The sequence below is a fragment of the Vibrio sp. V33_P6A3T137 genome (assembly GCF_009904835.1).
Classification (GTDB): Bacteria; Pseudomonadota; Gammaproteobacteria; order Enterobacterales; family Vibrionaceae; genus Vibrio; species Vibrio metschnikovii.
On the sequence record NZ_WXWK01000064.1, the window covers coordinates 1 to 19,973 of the forward strand.

Annotated in this window: 20 protein-coding genes and 1 tRNA gene; 13 read left to right on the forward strand and 8 right to left on the reverse strand. The window is 45.4% G+C overall.

Features of this window, described 5'->3' with window-relative positions; genetic code table 11:
• The first annotated feature begins 198 nt into the window (after positions 1–198).
• Positions 199–618, forward strand: coding sequence for an ACT domain-containing protein (locus CAG60_RS06045; protein WP_158144281.1), 420 nt, complete (start codon positions 199–201; stop codon positions 616–618).
• Between the two features lie 286 nt (positions 619–904).
• Here CAG60_RS06045 and CAG60_RS06050 read toward each other — a convergent pair.
• The 5 genes from CAG60_RS06050 to rpsU all read right to left on the reverse strand — a co-directional run bounded on the left by CAG60_RS06050 (position 905) and on the right by rpsU (position 5,638).
• Positions 905–980 (reverse strand) — tRNA-Ile (locus tag CAG60_RS06050).
• Between the two features lie 142 nt (positions 981–1,122).
• Positions 1,123–2,994, reverse strand: coding sequence for an RNA polymerase sigma factor RpoD (gene rpoD, locus CAG60_RS06055; RefSeq protein WP_115152688.1), 1,872 nt, complete (start codon positions 2,992–2,994; stop codon positions 1,123–1,125).
• A 97-nt stretch (positions 2,995–3,091) separates the two neighbouring features.
• Positions 3,092–4,855 carry a DNA primase gene (gene dnaG, locus CAG60_RS06060; protein WP_161438496.1) on the reverse strand — a complete coding sequence of 588 codons (1,764 nt, stop codon included), beginning with the start codon at positions 4,853–4,855 and terminating at the stop codon, positions 3,092–3,094.
• Positions 4,856–4,950: 95 nt separating this feature from the next.
• The gene (locus CAG60_RS06065; protein WP_161438497.1) at positions 4,951–5,394 is read right to left on the reverse strand and encodes a GatB/YqeY domain-containing protein; all 444 of its coding nucleotides are present in this window, start codon (positions 5,392–5,394) and stop codon (positions 4,951–4,953) included.
• Positions 5,395–5,422: 28 nt separating this feature from the next.
• Positions 5,423–5,638, reverse strand: a complete 216-nt coding sequence (gene rpsU, locus CAG60_RS06070) for a 30S ribosomal protein S21 (RefSeq protein WP_004396009.1) — start codon at positions 5,636–5,638, stop codon at positions 5,423–5,425.
• A 272-nt stretch (positions 5,639–5,910) separates the two neighbouring features.
• Between rpsU and tsaD the strand changes: the two genes are divergently transcribed.
• On the forward strand, positions 5,911–6,927 hold the full coding sequence (gene tsaD, locus CAG60_RS06075) for a tRNA (adenosine(37)-N6)-threonylcarbamoyltransferase complex transferase subunit TsaD (RefSeq protein ID WP_004396008.1): 1,017 nt from the start codon (positions 5,911–5,913) through the stop codon (positions 6,925–6,927).
• 54 nt (positions 6,928–6,981) lie between these two features.
• On the opposite strand, the gene plsY is transcribed toward tsaD, so the two are convergent.
• Positions 6,982–7,575: a glycerol-3-phosphate 1-O-acyltransferase PlsY gene (gene plsY / locus CAG60_RS06080; protein WP_004396007.1), complete on the reverse strand. Its 594-nt coding sequence runs from the start codon at positions 7,573–7,575 to the stop codon at positions 6,982–6,984.
• A 517-nt stretch (positions 7,576–8,092) separates the two neighbouring features.
• Between plsY and folB the strand changes: the two genes are divergently transcribed.
• The 11 genes from folB (at position 8,093) to rpoS (ending at position 16,125) form a co-directional block, all read left to right on the forward strand.
• Positions 8,093–8,446: a bifunctional dihydroneopterin aldolase/7,8-dihydroneopterin epimerase gene (gene folB / locus CAG60_RS06085; protein WP_154169173.1), complete on the forward strand. Its 354-nt coding sequence runs from the start codon at positions 8,093–8,095 to the stop codon at positions 8,444–8,446.
• A complete protein-coding gene (folK, locus tag CAG60_RS06090; protein ID WP_161438498.1) occupies positions 8,443–8,946 on the forward strand; it encodes a 2-amino-4-hydroxy-6-hydroxymethyldihydropteridine diphosphokinase in 504 nt (167 codons plus the stop codon). The genes folB and folK overlap by 4 nt, the downstream gene beginning before the upstream one ends.
• Positions 8,947–8,955: 9 nt before the next feature.
• Complete coding sequence (locus CAG60_RS06095) at positions 8,956–9,759, forward strand: undecaprenyl-diphosphate phosphatase (protein WP_154169169.1); 804 nt, start codon at positions 8,956–8,958, stop codon at positions 9,757–9,759.
• A 306-nt stretch (positions 9,760–10,065) separates the two neighbouring features.
• Complete coding sequence (ftsB, locus tag CAG60_RS06100; RefSeq protein ID WP_040904691.1) at positions 10,066–10,347, forward strand: cell division protein FtsB; 282 nt, start codon at positions 10,066–10,068, stop codon at positions 10,345–10,347.
• A gap of 11 nt (positions 10,348–10,358) precedes the next feature.
• Positions 10,359–11,048 carry a 2-C-methyl-D-erythritol 4-phosphate cytidylyltransferase gene (gene ispD / locus CAG60_RS06105; protein ID WP_161438503.1) on the forward strand — a complete coding sequence of 230 codons (690 nt, stop codon included), beginning with the start codon at positions 10,359–10,361 and terminating at the stop codon, positions 11,046–11,048.
• The gene (gene ispF, locus CAG60_RS06110; RefSeq protein WP_004396002.1) at positions 11,045–11,521 is read left to right on the forward strand and encodes a 2-C-methyl-D-erythritol 2,4-cyclodiphosphate synthase; all 477 of its coding nucleotides are present in this window, start codon (positions 11,045–11,047) and stop codon (positions 11,519–11,521) included. Before ispD ends, ispF begins: the two co-directional genes overlap by 4 nt.
• Positions 11,522–11,682: 161 nt before the next feature.
• Positions 11,683–12,729, forward strand: coding sequence for a tRNA pseudouridine(13) synthase TruD (truD, locus tag CAG60_RS06115; RefSeq protein WP_161438499.1), 1,047 nt, complete (start codon positions 11,683–11,685; stop codon positions 12,727–12,729).
• Complete coding sequence (gene surE / locus CAG60_RS06120; RefSeq protein ID WP_161425569.1) at positions 12,722–13,477, forward strand: 5'/3'-nucleotidase SurE; 756 nt, start codon at positions 12,722–12,724, stop codon at positions 13,475–13,477. Before truD ends, surE begins: the two co-directional genes overlap by 8 nt.
• Positions 13,478–13,480: 3 nt before the next feature.
• Positions 13,481–14,107 (forward strand): protein-L-isoaspartate(D-aspartate) O-methyltransferase, encoded by a 627-nt coding sequence (locus tag CAG60_RS06125; protein WP_004395999.1) that lies wholly within the window; start codon positions 13,481–13,483, stop codon positions 14,105–14,107.
• A complete protein-coding gene (gene nlpD, locus CAG60_RS06130; protein ID WP_161438500.1) occupies positions 14,107–15,075 on the forward strand; it encodes a murein hydrolase activator NlpD in 969 nt (322 codons plus the stop codon). The genes CAG60_RS06125 and nlpD overlap by 1 nt, the downstream gene beginning before the upstream one ends.
• Positions 15,076–15,147: 72 nt before the next feature.
• Positions 15,148–16,125, forward strand: a complete 978-nt coding sequence (gene rpoS, locus CAG60_RS06135) for an RNA polymerase sigma factor RpoS (protein WP_161438501.1) — start codon at positions 15,148–15,150, stop codon at positions 16,123–16,125.
• A gap of 62 nt (positions 16,126–16,187) precedes the next feature.
• On the opposite strand, the gene mutS is transcribed toward rpoS, so the two are convergent.
• On the reverse strand, positions 16,188–18,770 hold the full coding sequence (gene mutS, locus CAG60_RS06140; protein WP_161438502.1) for a DNA mismatch repair protein MutS: 2,583 nt from the start codon (positions 18,768–18,770) through the stop codon (positions 16,188–16,190).
• 161 nt (positions 18,771–18,931) lie between these two features.
• Entirely contained in the window at positions 18,932–19,822 is an 891-nt protein-coding gene (gene cysM, locus CAG60_RS06145; protein WP_158144273.1) for a cysteine synthase CysM, read from the reverse strand.
• Positions 19,823–19,973 lie beyond the last annotated feature (151 nt).

Below are 19,973 nucleotides of genomic sequence, written 5' to 3' on the forward strand. Positions count from 1 at the left end.
ATGATAAGTAAGTTTTTTATCGTAGCCAAACGTTAAAGCAACCATGTAACAGCAATCTATTTCTCTCTTTCTTGTATTTATTTAGTTTATGTAGTGCATGATATTAGCCTTTCTAATTTTTGATTAATATTATGAATTAAACTTATTTTATTTCACCGTATATTCTTCACGTTTGTAGGTAGTAGATAAGGTTAGAAAATGTCAGCAATTAGCGAGTTAGAGGTATTACTAAAGTCGATGTCACCACAGATCATCGAGGGCAATTACGTATTTTGTACCGTGAAGGGGCCGTTATCTGAGTATTGGCACCTAGATCCAATCGCAACATGTCGAGAGCAAGAGGGCTTAACTTTAGTGTTATTAGAGCAACAAGCCAAAGCCGCCCAACTCAAGTTTGATAGCGTTTTTAGCTTAATCACACTTACCGTGCATTCTAGTTTAGAGGCGGTAGGTTTAACCGCTGCGTTCGCGACTAAGTTAGCGTCTTATGGGATCAGTGCTAATGTGATTGCTGGTTATTATCACGACCATATTTTTGTGCAAAGCACTCTGGCTGAAAAGGCGCTACAGGCTTTGCAAGAATTTACTCAGCAAACAGATAATGAGAACACACAATGAAAGCATATCAACCAGTAGCACTAAAGCTCACCACTTTATCGGGGCGAAGAGTAACTTATTACCGAAAGGTCTCAGAATTGGCACAAGCTCTTGAATCTGGCGCAAAGCCTTTCTCTTTTGCGGTTATCAATAAGAATAATCTCCGCTCTCATCGGTAATGATACAGAGTACTAAAAAGTAGCTTGAGTGAGAAAGAGAAGAGTGCATGATCGGGGCTTACCTGACCCAAAATCGTCAGGCACAAAAAAAGGTTAGTAAACACTATGCTTACTAACCTTCTAGAATTTGGTGGCCCCTCGCAGACTTGAACTGCGGACCAATCGATTATGAGTCGACTGCTCTAACCACTGAGCTAAGGGGCCGATAGGTGTGTGATTATAGGGGAAGGCTGGGTGTCTGTCTAGCCGGAAAATAGGGTAGTAGCGCTTAGTTTTTATTCACTTAGCATTTGGGGTAATAAAAAAGGCGAGCATTTGCTCACCTTTTAAACATGTTGGTTTTTAGTTATTCATCAAGGAAGCTGCGCAGAGTTTCTGAGCGGCTTGGGTGACGAAGTTTACGCAGTGCTTTGGCTTCGATTTGACGAATACGTTCGCGAGTAACGTCGAACTGTTTGCCCACTTCTTCAAGAGTGTGGTCTGTATTCATATCAATACCAAAACGCATCCGTAACACTTTAGCTTCACGTGGTGTTAAGCCAGCCAGAACGTCTCTTGTTGCGGCTCTTAGGCTCGTTGCCGTGGCTGAGTCTAGAGGCAGTTCAAGCGTAGTATCTTCAATAAAATCACCTAGATGTGAATCTTCATCATCACCTATTGGCGTTTCCATTGAGATTGGCTCTTTGGCGATTTTGAGCACTTTGCGAATTTTATCTTCCGGCATTTGCATGCGTTCCGCTAATTCTTCAGGCAGAGGCTCACGACCCATCTCTTGCAGCATCTGGCGCGAAATTCGGTTCAGTTTATTGATCGTTTCGATCATGTGAACTGGAATACGAATGGTGCGCGCTTGATCAGCAATAGAACGGGTGATGGCTTGGCGAATCCACCACGTTGCATAGGTTGAGAACTTATAACCACGGCGATATTCAAATTTATCTACCGCTTTCATTAGGCCAATGTTACCTTCTTGGATCAGATCCAAAAATTGTAGACCACGGTTGGTGTATTTCTTGGCAATCGAAATAACCAAACGTAGGTTGGCTTCTACCATCTCTTTTTTCGCTCGGCGAGCTTTCGCTTCACCAATTGACATGCGACGGCTAATGTCTTTGATGCGATTAACATCAAGTGAGGTTTCTTGTTCGATAATACGCAGCTTTTGAATAGAACGACGGATCATTTCTTCATTGGCGCGAATTTTTTCAACGTAAGGCTTATCGGTCGCAAGGACTTGATCTAGCCATGCTTCGCTCGATTCATTACCAGTAAATAGGGCGATGAATGACTTTTTCGGCATTTTAGCGACTTCGACCACGGTCTTCATGATCAAGCGTTCTTGAGTACGAACACGTTCCATTGAGTTACGCAGTGTGGTGACTAAATGATCAAACTGCTTAGGCGTTAGACGAAACTCGCGGAAGATATCCAGTACTAACTCAGAAGCTTGCTGAGTTGTTGAGCTGTCATTACCGTGTTCGTTGATCGCTAACTGTAAGTTTTGATATTTATTACGTAACTCAGTGAATTTTTCTAGTGCCAGTTCAGGATCGATACCAGTATCTTCTTCGGCATCGTCGGTGCTGTCACCATCTTCGTCTTCATCTTCGTCTTCATCGATGTCTTTACTGTCTTCGTCATCGAGATCAGCACCAGTCAGCTCAGAGCCGATGTGCGTCGCGGTTGGCGCAGTAGTTTCATCTTCATTCGGGTCAACAAAACCGGAAATCAGATCGGTTAGGCGTAACTCTTCTGCTTGAACTTTATCGAACTGCTCAAGAATATAAGGAATCGTACCGGGATATTCAGCAACGGCGCTTTGAACTTGGTTAATACCTTCTTCAATGCGTTTAGCGATATCAATTTCACCTTCACGAGTTAGCAGCTCTACGGTTCCCATTTCACGCATATACATGCGTACAGGATCGGTAGTTCGACCAATCTCGCTTTCTACGCTTGAAAGCGCTGCGGCAGCGGCTTCAGCGGCATCTTCATCAGTGATCGTGTTATCGTCGCTTAAAGCGAGATCATCGGCATCAGGAGCAGTTTCTACTACCTTAATACCCATGTCGTTGATCATCTGAATAATATCTTCCACTTGCTCAGAATCGACGATCTCAGCAGGTAGGTGGTCATTTACTTCGGCGTAGGTCAGATAGCCTTGTTCCTTGCCCTTGATGACAAGTAATTTTAGCTGTGACTGCGGATTTTGATCCATAGACGGTATCCAACTTCGTATCTGGTGAAAGAATAGTGTGCGAAATGCAAACCATGTATATTAACAAATTTATTCGTTGCTGACTATTTAAACTGGGTTACGCTTTCAATTCTAGCATTAATGCTATGAGCTCCCTTTTTTCATCGGTTGATAAACCGACGCTTCTTTCTTTCGCCTGCAAGTTTTCAATTTGTTTTTCTACACACTGGGCAAGAATTTTGTCCAATGAGTCTAAAAATAGTTCTTCTTGGTTGTCTTCGACAAGGGGGATTTCCCAACTTGCCAGACGAGACAGCAGTGCTTCATGTTCATTATTACGCCAATGCTCAAGCAATTGACCGGTAGTGATATGGGGGTGTTGCTGACAATTTTCAACCACATTGACCAGCAAACTTAAACCGGGAATGGCTAAGTGTTTGACACTCGACAAGTCCGGCACCATTTCAGCATAGCTCGGATTTTGCACAAGCAAAGCGATAACTTCACGCATTGGGGTGCGTTTTAGCTCTTTGTGCGGTTGTGGTCGCTCGCTTGTTGGTTGAGTGCGACGTTGTTTTCCATGGCTCATAAAGCCCGTGAGTTTATCGAGCTTTTCATCCAACTCTTGTTGAAAGCCAATATCTGGGATTTTATTAATCAACTCATTCGCTAAGGTGCGTAGGGTTGATTTTCCTTCTACGGTACCTAAGTTGAGTTTGTGGGTCTCAATCAGGTTTTCAAAAAGATAACTCGAGAGCGGTTTTGCATTCTGTACGGTTTGTTCAAAATTTTCTTTACCGTGCTTTCTGATGTAGCTGTCAGGATCCTCACCATCGGGCAAGAAAAGAAACTTAAGAATATTGCCACTTTTAAGATAGCTTAGCGCATTTTCTAAAGCTCGCCAGGCCGCTTCTCTGCCGGCTCGGTCACCATCATAGCAACAGACAACGGTATTGGTTTGACGAAACAGCAGTTGTAAGTGGTCGCCAGTGGTCGCGGTACCCAGTGAGGCAACCGCATAATCAACACCATATTGGGCTAAAGCGACCACATCCATATAGCCCTCAACGACCAGTATCTGTACTGGATCGCGATGAGCTTGCATCACTTCATACAGGCCGTAAAGCTCTTTACCTTTATGGAATATCGGCGTTTCTGGCGAGTTAAGGTATTTAGGTGTGCCATTACCAATCACTCGACCACCAAAGCCAATCACGCGACCCCGGCGATCTCTAATCGGAAACATGACTCGACCACGAAAACGGTCGTAGCGTTTGCCACTCTCGTTCTCTATCAGCATTCCGCCAGTTACCAGCATCTCTTGAGTTTGTGGATGCTGGCCAAAATTACGGCGTACTAAGTCCCACTCGTCAGGCACATAACCAATGCCAAACTGTTGTGCAATGTCACCGGATAAGCCTCGATCTTTGAGATACTCGATAGCGCCTCGTCCGGCTGGGGTTTTTAATTGCTGACGATAAAACTGTGCGATGTTACTTAGTAAATCATACAGTGTGCGTTTTTCATCGCTATTAACGCGCGGTGTTGAATTTGAGGCTGACTGACTGTTGTTGTAGCGCTCTTCGCGTGGAACCTCTAACCCTAGATAAGAAGCAAGTTCTTCAATGGCTTCAGGGAATTCCAGTCGCTCGTATTCCATAAGGAAATCAATCGCGTTGCCATGCACACCACAACCAAAGCAGTGATAAAACTGTTTTTCTTGGCTGACGCTAAACGAAGGGGTTTTCTCATTATGAAATGGGCAGCAAGCGCCGTAGTTTTTGCCCTTTTTTTTAAGTTTTACACGTGCGTCGATGATGTCGACAATATCGAGTCGAGCAAGGAGATCATCAATGAAACTACGAGGAATTTGTCCTGCCATACAACCTAAAAGAAAGAGAGAAAAACCAAAAGTGTAGATACGAACAAGCCGTGCCTACCAGAGGATAGCACGGCTTGATGCATTTGGGTGTGGGATTAAACGAGTTTAGCGCGAACTAAACTGCTTACTCTACCCATATCTGCACGCCCTTGAATATGTGGTTTGATCAGCGCTATCACTTTACCCATGTCTTGCATGCCACTGGCTTGAGATTCAGCCACCGCACTGTCAATCAGGGCGATAACGTCTTCTTCACTCAATGGTTGAGGCATAAATTCCTCAAGAACGGTGATTTCCGCTTTTTCCACATCTGCTAAATCTTGACGATTAGCGGCTTCATATTGCGTAACAGAGTCGCGACGTTGTTTAACCATTTTCACCAGCACAGCCAAAATGTCGTCGTCGTTCAGAGTAATCTGTTCGTCAACTTCACGTTGCTTAATGGCGGCTAAGGCCAAACGAATAGTGCCAAGGCGCGCTTTGTCCTTGGCTTTCATCGCTAATTTTTGCTCTTCTTTGAGAGTGTCAATCAGAGCCATAACTTTATTCCTTTTTTGGAATCAGTTATTAGTACAGGCGAACGCGACGAGCGTTTTCGCGAGCTAGCTTCTTAGCGTGACGCTTTTGAGCTGCTGCTTTAGCACGTTTGCGAACAGTAGTTGGCTTTTCGTAGTGCTCACGACGACGCACTTCAGAAAGGATACCTGCTTTTTCGCAAGAGCGCTTGAAACGACGTAGTGCTACGTCGAACGGTTCGTTTTCACGTACTTTAACTATTGGCATATGCCTTTCACCTCAGGGGTTAATTCGTTAACGCTGGTATTTTGTGGCTAAAGTAACAAGATAGCTTGTCGACTAGAGCGATAACCAGCTTGATCAAAAATGGTGCGGAATTTTAATCCTATCGTGACCGCTTTGTAAAGTACTTTGTTGTTTACTGTCTGTACAAAGTTTGTTTGTCATGCCAAGCCGAGGTAACATGAGCGGAATTTTGATTATTGGCGGCTGTTCGACCACGGTCAACAGCTTCTAGCAGACAGCATGCTGAGAATACTATGCGCATTATTGGAATTGAAACCTCTTGCGATGAAACTGGAATCGCGATTTATGATGATGAGAAAGGTCTTTTATCTCATCAATTGTATAGCCAAGTAAAACTGCACGCCGATTATGGTGGTGTGGTACCGGAGCTGGCTTCGCGTGATCACGTGAAAAAAACCATTCCACTGATTAAAGCCGCCATGGCGGAGGCTAAGCTGACTCCCGCCGATATTGACGGCATAGCTTATACTGCCGGCCCCGGTTTGGTGGGCGCTTTATTGGTCGGAGCGACGATTGGTCGTAGTTTGGCGTATGCTTGGAATATTCCTGCGGTGGCGGTTCATCATATGGAGGGGCATTTGTTGGCGCCAATGCTGGAAGATAATCCACCACCGTTTCCCTTTGTTGCGGTATTGGTTTCTGGTGGACACTCGATGATGGTGGAAGTTAAGGGAATTGGCGATTATACGATTTTGGGTGAATCGATTGATGATGCGGCAGGCGAAGCGTTTGATAAAACCGCTAAGTTGATGGGGCTCGATTATCCAGGAGGACCGATGCTGGCTCGCTTGGCAGAAAAAGGCACGCCTGGACGCTTTAAGTTTCCTCGCCCTATGACGGATCGCCCGGGCTTAGACATGAGTTTTTCAGGTTTAAAAACCTTTACGGCCAATACCATTGCTGCCAATGGTGACGATGAGCAAACTCGAGCTGATATTGCTTATGCGTTCCAAGATGCAGTGTGTGACACATTAGTCATCAAATGTCGACGTGCGCTCGAGCAAACTGGAATGAAGCGTATTGTGATTGCTGGTGGGGTGAGTGCGAATAAGCAGCTACGTGCTGATTTAGCCAAGCTAGCCGAGAAAATTGGCGGTGAGGTGTTTTATCCGCGTACCGAATTTTGTACCGATAATGGCGCGATGATTGCTTATGCGGGGATGCAACGCTTAAAAAATGGTGATGTTACAGAGCTCAGTGTTCAAGCGAGACCCCGTTGGCCGATTGACCAACTGACGCCGATTGCTTAATCAATCAAGCGGTAACGGTTCTCATTGGAAACGGTCATAGCCATGGCCGTTTTTTTATGGTTTTTTCTCGCCCACTTTCGGCTCTGTGCCGATAAAAAGACGCTTGATGTTCTCTTGATGACGAAGCACGATTAAGCAGCAGAGCATCGCGACGGGCAATGTATAGTGTGGTTTGATCATCCAGGTATAAAAAGGCGTCAATAAAACGGTTACCAGTGCGGCAAGGGAGGAATAACGGAAAATAAAGACCACCACTAACCAAGTGACAATGACCATGGCGGTTAATTCTAAGCCTATTGGTGCAATGGCGCCTAGTGCTGTCGCCACGCCCTTACCGCCTTTGAAATGGAAAAATAGGGGATACATGTGGCCAAGGCAGGCCGCGATACCGATTAAGCCGAGCATGAGAGGATCAATGTTGAGGTAATAACCACCCCAGACAGGAATCGTTCCTTTGAGCATGTCACAAATCAGCACTGCCAAGGCGGTTTTCTTACCGGCAATGCGCAGTACATTGGTGGCTCCGGGATTATGAGAGCCGACGCCGCGAGGATCAGGCAAACGCAGTAATCGGCAGATCAATACCGCACTGGAAATTGACCCCAGTAAATAGGCGCAAATAATCATGATCAGTGCTAGTGGCGTCATAGCGGCCTCTACCGTCGTTGTTTGGCTACGTATTGTTTGTAAGGTAAGCCAATGTTTAGCGGGGGACTCTCTCTAATGCGACGAATATCCCCTTCTTAATTGAAGCTACAGCGGTGTTGGCTGCGTTCGTTTATCCCAATCACATATCATGGCGATGTACTCACTTGCCGACGGCGTGCAACCCCAAGTCGTTTGGGTATAGTCTCAGGATTTCTTTATTTTTAACGTGACCCAAACCTGATAAAAGTTGTCTTGGACGCGGTCATCACGTTAACTTTTCCTGCTGATAAAAAATGACAACCTGACGGTTTTTTAATGATGGCATGCGTTGCCGGTTATCATTGCAAGCAATTGTTAAATAGCCTGAAAAATAGTCATTAAGGCAATGAAGAAACAAAAAATCTTGAGAGTTTCGCATCAATAGGTGGTTTGGGTATATGATATCGTGATAAACCCCAATAGTCCGTTTTTTTACTCAATTTGGATATCCGACCAGCAAAAAGGAGGCAATATTGCCATGGATAAAGTTTTTATCGAGCAGTTAACTGTGGTCACAACCATTGGTGTTTATGACTGGGAGCAGACCATTAAGCAAAAATTAGTGCTTGATTTGGAGATGGCTCATAATAATCAACCTGCTGGCAAAAGCGATGATGTGGCTGATGCATTGGATTATGCCCAAGTCAGTCAAGCGGTGATTGAGCATATTGAACAGGGGCGTTTTTTATTGGTAGAGCGAGTTGCTGAAGAAGTGGCTGAGCTGATTATGCAGCGTTTTTCTGTGCCTTGGGTTAAGGTCCGTTTAACCAAGCCGGGAGCGGTAGCACAAGCAAAAGGGGTTGGTGTGGTGATTGAACGAGGACAGGCATGATCACTTGTTATATTGGTATTGGTTCCAATGTTCAACGCCATCGACATATTGAAGCTGGATGTCGTGAATTAGCGACGTTAACGGATCGACTGCGCTTATCGTCGGTTTATGAGTGCCCATCTGTCGGCTTTGATAGCCATGCTTTTTATAATCTGGTTGCGGAGATCACTACCACGCTCTCTTTACCCGTTTTGCTAGAGAAATTACGGGATATAGAACGGCGTTGGGGAAGAGAGATCAACGCAAAGAAGTTTCAAGATCGAACGTTAGATTTGGATTTACTACTTTATGGTGAGCAAGTCTCGACCGAAGCGCCCGTCTTGCCAAGACGGGATATTTATCATTATCCTTTTGTTATCCAACCTTTGTACGAATTGTCGCCCCAGTTGCTGATTCCTGGCAGTGAGCAAACGGTTCAAGAGGTGTGGCAAGCAACGCCAGATCTCGACTCTTTAACTCTCATTCCTTTATGGTTTTCCATCCGTAAATCCGTTAATTAGAGAATAATCATGACTTATTTTGAAGCGTTTATATTGGCGTTGATCCAAGGCTTAACTGAATTCTTACCCATCTCTAGCTCTGCTCATCTTATTTTGCCTTCGGCTATTTTAGGCTGGGAAGATCAAGGTTTAGCTTTTGATGTGGCAGTGCATGTTGGTACCTTAGCTGCGGTGATCATTTATTTTCGCCATGAAGTGGTGAGCTTATTACGAGCATTTTTTGCGTCCATTTTCAAAGGGGATCGCAGCAAAGAAGCAAAACTGGCTTGGTTGATCATTCTCGCGACCATTCCCGCGTGTATTTTTGGTTTATTAATGAAAGATATTGTTGAGCTGTACCTGCGTAGTGCGTGGGTGATTGCCACAACGACGATCATTTTTGGCTTACTGCTTTGGTATGTGGATAGGCACGCTCGTCTTGCCCAAGATGAGTATCAAGCGGGATGGAAGCAGGCTCTTTTTGTTGGTGTCGCACAAGCGTTAGCGATTATTCCTGGTACATCACGCTCAGGTGCAACCATTACGGCTGCGCTGTATTTAGGCTTTACTCGTGAAGCTGCGGCGCGATTTTCATTTTTAATGTCGATTCCAATTATTACTTTAGCTGGTGGATACTTAGGTCTTAAGTTAATTACGAGCGGTGAACCGATTCAGATTAATTTCTTAATTACTGGCGTGATCACCTCGTTTATTAGCGCCTATTTGTGTATTTTCTTTTTCTTAAAGCTCATTTCTCGAATGGGGATGACCCCTTTTGTGATTTATCGTTTAATTTTAGGTTTTGGATTACTTCTGTTTTTATCGATGAATTAATACTTTTTAGTCAGCCGCCATCCGTATTAAGCGCGGTGGTGTTGGCTAGGAGCGAGGATCGTTAACGCTACTCAGATAGGGCCTTCATGTGAGTAGCGATTGACTGATTTGTCGTCTCGCTTCAGATCCAAGTCGTTTGGATATTATTGGTTAAACCGCTGGAGATAGTTGTTCATTGACAACGACTTAAACCGTGAGCTTACTCGCCTGATTTTGGCGCTTATGATATAAGTAAGCGGGCAAGTAAACTGTCAATGTAGACGGTACTTCTCATTAGGTACCGCTCCCATCAGTAAGGTGAAAAAGATGCGAGTATTGGCGATAGCCTTATTTTTGCTATTTGGCTGGCTGCAATACCATTTATGGTTAAGTAAAAATGGCATCGTAGACTTTCGAATGGTCTCGAGTGAAATTAACGTACAAGAACAAGTGAACAGTAATTTGCACCAACGAAACCAAGAGATGTTTGCTGAAATCGATGATTTACGGCAGGGGCTTGATGCGATTGAAGAGCGCGCCCGCCATGAGTTAGGTATGGTCAAAGACAATGAAACCTTTTATCGGATTATCGGTGAGGTAACGCCTTGAACGTTCCATTAATTACCGCCATTGTTCCCGCCGCTGGGATTGGTAGTCGAATGCAGGCTGATCGTCCTAAGCAATATCTCCTGCTGAATGGAAAAACGGTATTAGAGCATACGGTTGAGCAGTTATTGGCTCACCCACAGATAGGACGGGTTGTTATTGCTATCAGTCAGCAAGACCCTTACTTTTCTTCCTTATCATTAGCAAGTCATCCCCGAGTGAAGGTGGTCAATGGCGGAAAAGAGCGTGCAGAGTCGGTACTCAACGCGTTACGTTTGGTGGATGAACAGCAATTAGGCGAATGGGTGATGGCGCATGATGCGGCAAGACCCTGCGTCACTGAGCGTGATATTACGCAGTTAATTCAGCGCGCATTATCTCACCCGGTAGGGGCGATACTTGCTAGCCCTGTCCGCGATACGATGAAGCGTGGCGACGGGGACGGTAACATATCGCAAACCGTTGAACGTCAAGCGTTATGGCATGCGCTAACGCCGCAGATGTTTCGTTGTCAGCCTTTATTACAGGCGCTACAACAAGCCTTAGAACAAAAGGCGATCATTACCGATGAAGCCTCTGCTTTTGAGTGGCAAGGTTTGTCTCCAGGCTTAGTGAGCGGGCGAGCGGATAATATTAAAATTACTCAGCCAGAAGATCTGGCATTGGCTGAGTTCTATTTAAGTCGAAAAAAGGAAACAGCATGATACGTATTGGCCACGGTTTTGATGTGCATAAATTTGGCGGTGAAGGCCCGGTGATAATTGGCGGTGTTTCTATCCCTTATGAGCAGGGCCTGATTGCTCACTCTGATGGTGATGTGGCGTTGCATGCTTTGTGTGATGCGCTTTTAGGCGCGATTGCCGCCGGTGATATTGGCCGTCATTTTCCCGATACGGATGAGCAATGGAAAGGTGCTGATAGTCGAGCTTTACTGCGCGATGTATATCAACGTGTTCTCAAACAGGGGTATCAGTTGGGCAATGCCGATATTACGCTGATTGCTCAAGCGCCGAAAATGGCGCCTTATATTGAATCGATGTGTCAAGTGATCGCTGAGGACTTACAAACAGCAACGAGTAACATTAATGTCAAAGCAACCACCACCGAACGGTTAGGCTTTACTGGCCGTAAAGAAGGGATCGCTTGCGAAGCCGTGGTATTATTAATAAAAGCTTAAGACTTGGTGAACGCTCTGCATGATCGAATGCGAGTCGTATACCGTCTGTTTATCTTACTCCTAGATTGTTATCGAACGATAGCGATGGGATACATTCACTGCCTACCATGAATTCAGGTTTTCGTTAACGAGCGTTGAGTAGGCAGATATTGGAATAAAAAATGACTGATCTTCTCTCTTCTCTGGCCTACTTATGTGGTCAGCCGACGGCGAAAGCAAAAATTAAAGCACGACCAGAGCACTTTAAAGTCACCGAAGATTTGGGGTATTCCTTTTCTGGTGAAGGTGAGCACGTCATGGTGTGCATTAGGAAAACCGGAGAAAATACCAGTTTTGTTGCGAATGAACTGGCCAAGGCGTGTGGTGTAAAATCTAAAGATATCGGCTGGGCAGGGCTCAAAGACCGACATGCTGTGACAGAACAATGGCTCAGTGTCTACCTTCCAGATGGAAAATTACCGAATTTGACTGCATTTGAAAAGCAATACCCAAGTATTCAAGTGCTGGCGATGACTCGTCATCATAAAAAGTTGCGTCCCGGTGATTTGCAGGGCAATCACTTTGAATTGACGCTCAGTGAAGTGAGCGATATCGATAATGTTGTGCAGCGTTTGCAGGTGCTTGCTGATCAGGGCGTACCTAACTATTTTGGTCAACAGCGCTTTGGTAAAGATGGCAACAATCTCCATGAAGCGCGGCGTTGGGGGCGTGACAATGTGCGCTCTCGTAATCAAAATCAACGTAGTCTGTATTTATCTGCTGCCCGTTCGTGGATTTTTAACCATATCGTCTCTGCTCGAATTCAGTCTGGATGTTTTGAGTCTTGTATTGCGGGTGATATAGCATTAAAAGACGGAGTCTCTGAACTGGTTAGCGACGATCAACTGACGCAATTCAATCAACAGTTAGCTGATCAGAAAGTCCAAATTACCGCGGCACTGGCGGGAGATAATGCTCTACCCACTCAAGGTGCTGCGCAAGCCTTAGAGCAACAAGCACTCGATGCAGAGCCGGATCTAATGAAACTGATTCGCGGCAACCGGATGCGTCACGACAGACGAGTGATTGCTTTACATCCTCAGCAACTTCAGTGGCAAGTCGACAATAATAATATATTGCTTAGCTTTACTTTGGATGCGGGCAGCTTTGCGACCTCTATCGTCCGTGAATTAATTGAAGAAATTCCAGTTGAACGAGTTTATGACTAATAAAAAATTAAAAATTTTATTGAGTAATGATGATGGTGTCTATGCCGAAGGTATTCGGGCGCTGGCTTATGCATTAGCCGATTTGGCTGAGATTATCATTGTTGCTCCGGATAGAAATCGCTCAGGTGCCTCAAATTCTCTGACTTTAGAGCAACCATTACGAGTAACAAAAATTGAGCCGAATACCTATTCTGTACAAGGTACGCCAACCGACTGCGTTCATTTTGCTCTTAACGAATTACTCAAACATGATTTACCCGATTTAGTATTAAGCGGGATTAATCATGGAGCTAACTTAGGGGATGATGTTCTTTATTCTGGGACGGTTGCTGCGGCCATGGAAGGGCATTTTCTGGGCGTACAGTCGATTGCCTTCTCTTTGGTCGGTAATACCCATTTCGCGACAGCAGGTAAGATTGCTCGTCAAATCGTCTTGCAGCACTTATCCTCACCCATTCCAACGAATCGATTGATTAATATAAATATTCCAGATGTTCCTTTTGATCAATTAACCGGAACGCAAGTCACCCGACTTGGTGCTCGTCATCATGCTGAAAGTATGATCAAACAAAAAGATCCACGAGGGCATGAGATCTACTGGCTCGGACCTCCAGGAAGAGAGCAAGACGCGGGAGAAGGCACCGACTTTTATGCGGTTGAGCAAAAATGTGTGTCAGTGACGCCGATACTGGTTGATTTAACTGCTCATGAGTCGCTCGGTGCAATGGCGACGTGGTTAAAGGTATAAAAGATGAGTAATCCTAAGGCGGATAAACTGATTGAGTATTTAGTGCGGCAAGGAATTGATGATCAAGCGGTATTATCTGCCATCCACGCTTTGCCGAGAGAGCGGTTTGTGTCACAAGCGATGATGCATCAAGCTTATGATAACCATGCGTTACCGATTGGTCTTGGACAAACGATCTCACAACCTTACATTGTGGCCAAAATGACTCAAATATTGTCTTTAAAGCCACATAGCCGAGTTTTAGAAGTTGGCACCGGATCGGGGTATCAAACGGCGGTACTTGCTCAATTGGTTGATCACGTTTTTTCGATTGAACGTATTAAATTTTTACAATGGGAAGCGAAACGCCGTTTGAAACAATTGGATATTTATAATGTCTCAACTAAACATGGCGATGGCTGGCAAGGCTGGGCGGCTAAAGCGCCTTTTGATGCGATTATCGTCACAGCGGCCGCTCCGATTGTTCCGCAAGCTTTACTTGAGCAGTTAACCGATGGTGGCCGTTTAGTGATTCCAGTCGGAGAGGAAGAGCAGCAATTGCTGTGTATTATTCGTCAAGGTGATGAATGGATAACTCAAAGCGTAGAAACGGTACGTTTTGTACCTTTAGTGGCAGGTGAATTAGCTTAATGAAAAAGCGGCAGTGTCGAAATGGATGGCTGATTGGTTTGTGCTGCTTACTGTTTGGTTGTGCGGTTAACACACCTGCGCCAGTTTCGGGGCTGAACAAAGACTATAACTCAATACCTCGTGGCAGTTATCGAGGCAGTTACTATGAGGTAAAAAAAGGCGATACCTTATACTTTATCTCTTATATTACTGATAAAGATGTTAACGATATTATTCGTTTTAATCGCCTGCAAGCGCCTTATGTGATTCACCCTGGACAAAAGCTGCGTTTATGGGGACCAGTGTATACACCTCCTGCTTATGCGGGAACGGGGGCTGGACCTCGGCCTAAAGCGAATGTCAGTTCGGTTGGTAGCGTTGCTTCGGCGTCGACACCTGTGGCTGTGCCAGCACCTGTTGTTATCGCTCCCTCGGTGCCCGTGAAGAGCAAAGACTCTAATCCTGTATCGATCTCTCAAAACAGTAAGAAACCCCCTACAACGGTCAACAAATCACCTACAACGCCTATTGAACAACCGAAAACAAACAGGTATGTTGAAACTACACCCAAAGTGAATGTTACTAATCAGCCTGTCACTAAACCGACACAAAATAACGATAAAATCGCTAAGTGGCTATGGCCAACCAAAGGGAGAGTAATTAAAGGTTTCTCCGCAGGAGATCAAGGAAACAAAGGTATTGATATTGCAGGTCAGCGAGGTCAATCGATTGTTTCTACCGCGGCTGGGACGGTGGTGTATTCAGGTAATGCGCTACGCGGCTACGGCAATTTGATCATTATTAAGCACAATGATGACTATCTGAGTGCCTATGCTCACAATGATCAACTGCTGGTTCAAGAAGGTCAGAATGTAACTGCCGGTCAAAAAATCGCGACCATGGGCAGCTCAGGAACCACCAGTGTTCGCTTACATTTTGAAATTCGTTATCAAGGTAAGCCAGTGAATCCACAACGCTACTTACCATAAACATGCTTGTGAAGAGTTATGTAGCCGACATTTGAAGTTGTAATGTCTTGCTAGCTCGCCAGGGGAGGCGTTATGAGTATCAGCAATTCAGTCACTAAAGTCGAAGATTTTGATTTTGACCCTGAAGTTATCAACGCAGCGGAGTCTGACGTTGAGCAACTATCCACCACTAACCTCAAAGAAGAATACGATGCATCGAGCAAAAGCTTAGATGCAACACAGATGTATTTGAGTGAAATTGGTTTTTCACCCCTTTTAACCGCCGAAGAAGAAGTCCTTTACGCTCGACGTGCATTACGTGGTGATGAGGCCGCGCGCAAGCGAATGATTGAAAGTAACTTACGCTTGGTGGTGAAAATCTCTCGCCGTTACAGTAACCGTGGTCTAGCGTTGCTCGATTTGATTGAAGAAGGCAACCTAGGCTTGATCCGAGCCGTTGAAAAATTTGATCCAGAACGAGGTTTTCGTTTTTCGACTTATGCCACGTGGTGGATTCGTCAAACCATCGAACGGGCGCTGATGAATCAAACTCGTACCATTCGTCTACCGATTCATGTCGTCAAAGAGCTCAATATCTATTTGCGCACAGCACGTGAACTTTCACAGCGTTTGGACCATGAACCTACGGCAGAAGAAATTGCCGCTGAGCTGGACAAGCCAGTTGAAGATGTCAATAAAATGCTACGTTTGAATGAGCGGATCAGTTCTGTTGATACTCCGATTGGTGGCGATGGCGATAAAGCATTGTTGGATATTCTGCCAGACTCTAATCACTCTGATCCGGAAGTATCGACTCAAGATGAAGATATCCGCTTATCCTTGCTTAATTGGCTCGATGAGCTCAATCCAAAGCAAAAAGAAGTCTTAGCGCGCCGTTTTGGATTACTGGGTTATGAACCTTCAACGCTGGAAGAAGTTGGGCGAGAAATTAATCTTACCCGTGAGCGAGTCAGACAGATCCAAGTAGAAGGCTTACGTCGCCTACGCGAGATCCTCGTTAAACAAGGGCTGAATATGGAAGCGTTGTTTAATGTCGATAACGACAATTAATTGGCTTTAATGATGTAGAAAAGGCACCTCGACGGTGCCTTTTTGCTTTAATACTGCTGTATCTATAAGCATTTTTTTAAGCGATATAGGGCTTCTAATGCTTGACGTGGCGTCAGCTCATCGGGATCAATACCGGCGAGTAGCTGTTCAACTTCACTTGGTTCAGGAATTAAGCTCATTTGATCAGTTATAGCCAGTGATGCTGATGGTTTCTTGGTCGTCTCTCGCTGTTGCTCAAGCTGTGCGAGTTTATTTTTGGCATTGGTAATCACAGCCTTAGGTACGCCCGCTAAGCTCGCGACGGCTAAACCGTAGGATTTACTGGCCGCCCCTTCTTGTACGGCGTGCATGAAGGCGATGTTTTCACCATGCTCAACCGCATCGAGATGAACATTCGCCAAGTGCGGTAAAGTGCTGGGCAGTTCAGTTAACTCAAAATAGTGAGTAGCAAATAGGGTCATGGCTCCAATTTTGGTGGCTAACCATTCGGCACTGGCCCACGCTAAAGAGAGCCCATCATAAGTGCTGGTGCCTCGACCAATCTCATCCATCAATACCAAGCTATGCTGGGTTGCATTATGTAGGATATTTGCGGTTTCGGTCATTTCGACCATAAACGTGGAACGACCTGAAGCCAGATCATCAGAGGCGCCAATCCGAGTGAAAATCCGATCTAACAAACCAATCGTCGCCGATTGCGCTGGGACATAACTGCCCATGTGCGCCATCAAGGCGATCAAGGCGGTTTGGCGCATATAGGTCGATTTACCCCCCATGTTCGGCCCGGTAATGATCAACATTTTACGTTGCTGGTGGAGCGTGATTGGGTTAGCAATAAAGGGATCGTTCATCACTTGCTCAACCACCGGATGACGACCGGCTTGAATCTGTAAGCCAATATTCTCGGTTAAGGTTGGTCGACAATAATCCAAGCTTTCTGCTCTTTCGGCTAAATTTTGTAGTACGTCCAACTGTGAAAGGGCTGAAGCTAACGTCTGCAAACACTCTAAGTGAGGCAGTAACAGATCAAACAATTGCTCCCAAAGCTGTTTCTCTAATGCTAAAGCTTTTGATTTGGAATTTAATACTTTGTCTTCATGTGCTTTGAGCTCAGGAATAATGTAGCGCTCAGCATTTTTTAAGGTTTGGCGACGAACATAGTGCGGTGGCACCAGTTGGCTTTGTCCGCGGCTGACTTGGATATAAAAGCCGTGGACATTGTTGTAACCGACTTTCAAGCTGTCAATGCCGTGACGTTCACGTTCATCGGCTTCTAATTGATCGAGATACTCGGTAGCACCTGCGGCTAATTTACGCCACTCGTCCAGTTCCGCATCATAACCATCAGCAATCACGCCACCATCACGGATCACCACTGGAGGGTTGTCTTTTATCGCTCGTTCCAGCAGTTGGGAGAGCACTTCAATGGGCTGGGCATCTTGACGTAATTGACATAAATACGGATGTCTAAGCGACGCCATTTGCTGGTTGAGCTCAGGTAACTGCTGCAGCGCATTTCTCAGGCGAGCTAAATCACGTGGGCGAGCAGAGCGCAGTGCTAAACGAGCCAAGATACGCTCGATATCGCCAATTTGTTTTAATATTGGGGAAAGTTCAGCAAATAGCGCGTCTTGTTTGAGCTCGGTTATCCCATCCAAACGTTGATTGATGGTGTCGATATGACGCGTAGGTTGGTGAATCCAACGTTTGAGCATACGGCTGCCCATCGCGGTTGCACAGTGATCTAAGACTTCAGCTAAGGTGTGCTCTTGTCCGCCCGCTAAATTTTGGGTTAATTCTAAGTTACGACGAGTCGCTGCATCTAAAATAACCGATTGATCTTGGCGATCAAAAGTCAGAGCACGAATATGGGGTAGGGCGGTGCGCTGAGTATCTTTTACGTATTGAATTAAGCAGCCCGCTGCACATAAACCGAGTTTGGCTTTTTCTACACCAAAACCTACCAAGTCACGAGTGCCAAATTGTTGATTCAACTGTTGTTTTGCGGTGTTGAGTTCGAATTCCCAAATCGGGCGGCGTCGGTTACCTTTGCGATTGGCTAGAACCTGTACAGGGCTAAAATCTTCAGGAAAGAGCAATTCGCGCGGTGCGGTGCGTTGCAGTTCAGCGCACATTGATTCTACCGAATCTGGTTCAGAGAGTTGAAAACGGCCAGAGGTGATATCCAAGGTCGCATAACCAAATTTACCGCCCTGATGATAAATCGCCGCAATCAAATTATCGCTACGCTCAGACAATAAGGCTTCGTCAGTGATGGTGCCAGGGGTAATAATGCGTACCACTTTGCGTTCAACCGGCCCCTTACTGGTCGCCGGATCGCCTATTTGCTCGCAAATAGCGATGGATTCTCCCAACTGCACTAGTTTGGCTAAGTAGCCTTCCACAGCATGATAAGGTACGCCAGCCATGGGGATTGGTTCACCGGCAGAAGCGCCGCGTTTAGTGAGAGAGATATCTAATAATTGCGAGGCACGTTTTGCATCATCATAAAACAGTTCATAAAAATCACCCATGCGATAAAACAGCAAAATATCGGGGTTTTCTGCTTTGAGTTTAAGATACTGCCTCATCATCGGGGTATGAGATGAGGAAGACTCGATGCAAGAAGCGTTGGATGTACTCATGGTATTAGTTACTCGGTTAGCCAGTTGTTTGTTCTGAGCGTCAACAACTCAGCCGCAGAGGATAACAAACTTCACTATTAATGAGCAATCAACCGATGGGGCAGGTAGTGAATGACATGATGAACAGGCTCATCATGTCATTTAAAAATACTCTTTTGGTTTCAAGAAAATAGACCAGAAGAGAGATAACGATCGCCGCGATCACAGACGATTGCGACAACCACTGCCCCCGGGTTCTGTTTAGCGATTTGTAACGCGGCAAATACGGAGCCCCCAGAGCTTACACCAGCGCAGATCCCTTCTTGAGTCGCTAATGCTCGCGCCGTTTGAACAGCATCTTGCTCGCTGATATCCATCACCACATCGACCCGAGACTGTTCAAAAATCCCCGGTAGATACTCCTTTGGCCAGCGGCGGATTCCAGGTATCGAGCTGCCTTCAGACGGTTGCAGGCCGATGATTTGGATTTGCGGGTTTTGCTGTTTAAGATAACGTGACGTACCCATGATGGTGCCGGTTGTCCCCATGCTAGAGACAAAATGAGTAATCAGTCCTTGGCTTTGCTGCCAAATTTCGGGTCCAGTTGAATGAAAGTGCGCCAAGGGATTATCTGGATTATTAAATTGATCCAGCACTTTGCCTTGACCTTGGGCTTGCATTTGCAGAGCTAAATCACGAGCGCCTTCCATGCCTTGTTCTTTACTGACCAGAATTAATTCACAGCCATAGGCACGCATGGAATCTTTACGCTCTTGGGTTGCGTTATCAGGCATGATTAAGGTCATTTTGTAGCCTTTAATCGCGGCAGCCATGGCTAAGGCGATGCCTGTATTACCACTGGTGGCTTCGATGATCCTATCTCCAGGATGAATATCACCGCGCTTCTCAGCCTGAACAATCATATTCAACGCCGGACGATCTTTGACTGAACCTGCCGGATTGTTGCCTTCCAGTTTGACTAAAACGGTGCTCGAGCTATCTTGAGCTAATCTTTGTAAACGAACTAATGGCGTTTGTCCGACATACGCTTCAATGGTTGGAAAATCAGTCACATGTTTATCCTTAGTCATTTATCTTTTGATTAAGCAGTACACCGCTGGTTGTCTGAGTGATGGAGGTGTCGTTCAGACTAAGCTGTTTTATCACACTTCGGTCATCTGTCTATTATAAAACTCACGGTTTAATCGACATACAATTTATTGC

Bases quoted from the DNA above. Each gene is read 5' to 3' on its own strand.
- CAG60_RS06045 (WP_158144281.1), top strand. From the start codon at position 199: ATGTCAGCAATTAGCGAGTTAGAGGTATTACTAAAGTCGATGTCACCA.
- rpoD (WP_115152688.1), bottom strand. From the start codon at position 2,994: ATGGATCAAAATCCGCAGTCACAGCTAAAATTACTTGTCATCAAGGGC.
- dnaG (WP_161438496.1), bottom strand. From the start codon at position 4,855: ATGGCAGGACAAATTCCTCGTAGTTTCATTGATGATCTCCTTGCTCGA.
- CAG60_RS06065 (WP_161438497.1), bottom strand. From the start codon at position 5,394: ATGGCTCTGATTGACACTCTCAAAGAAGAGCAAAAATTAGCGATGAAA.
- rpsU (WP_004396009.1), bottom strand. From the start codon at position 5,638: ATGCCAATAGTTAAAGTACGTGAAAACGAACCGTTCGACGTAGCACTA.
- tsaD (WP_004396008.1), top strand. From the start codon at position 5,911: ATGCGCATTATTGGAATTGAAACCTCTTGCGATGAAACTGGAATCGCG.
- plsY (WP_004396007.1), bottom strand. From the start codon at position 7,575: ATGACGCCACTAGCACTGATCATGATTATTTGCGCCTATTTACTGGGG.
- folB (WP_154169173.1), top strand. From the start codon at position 8,093: ATGGATAAAGTTTTTATCGAGCAGTTAACTGTGGTCACAACCATTGGT.
- folK (WP_161438498.1), top strand. From the start codon at position 8,443: ATGATCACTTGTTATATTGGTATTGGTTCCAATGTTCAACGCCATCGA.
- CAG60_RS06095 (WP_154169169.1), top strand. From the start codon at position 8,956: ATGACTTATTTTGAAGCGTTTATATTGGCGTTGATCCAAGGCTTAACT.
- ftsB (WP_040904691.1), top strand. From the start codon at position 10,066: ATGCGAGTATTGGCGATAGCCTTATTTTTGCTATTTGGCTGGCTGCAA.
- ispF (WP_004396002.1), top strand. From the start codon at position 11,045: ATGATACGTATTGGCCACGGTTTTGATGTGCATAAATTTGGCGGTGAA.
- truD (WP_161438499.1), top strand. From the start codon at position 11,683: ATGACTGATCTTCTCTCTTCTCTGGCCTACTTATGTGGTCAGCCGACG.
- surE (WP_161425569.1), top strand. From the start codon at position 12,722: ATGACTAATAAAAAATTAAAAATTTTATTGAGTAATGATGATGGTGTC.
- CAG60_RS06125 (WP_004395999.1), top strand. From the start codon at position 13,481: ATGAGTAATCCTAAGGCGGATAAACTGATTGAGTATTTAGTGCGGCAA.
- nlpD (WP_161438500.1), top strand. From the start codon at position 14,107: ATGAAAAAGCGGCAGTGTCGAAATGGATGGCTGATTGGTTTGTGCTGC.
- rpoS (WP_161438501.1), top strand. From the start codon at position 15,148: ATGAGTATCAGCAATTCAGTCACTAAAGTCGAAGATTTTGATTTTGAC.
- mutS (WP_161438502.1), bottom strand. From the start codon at position 18,770: ATGAGTACATCCAACGCTTCTTGCATCGAGTCTTCCTCATCTCATACC.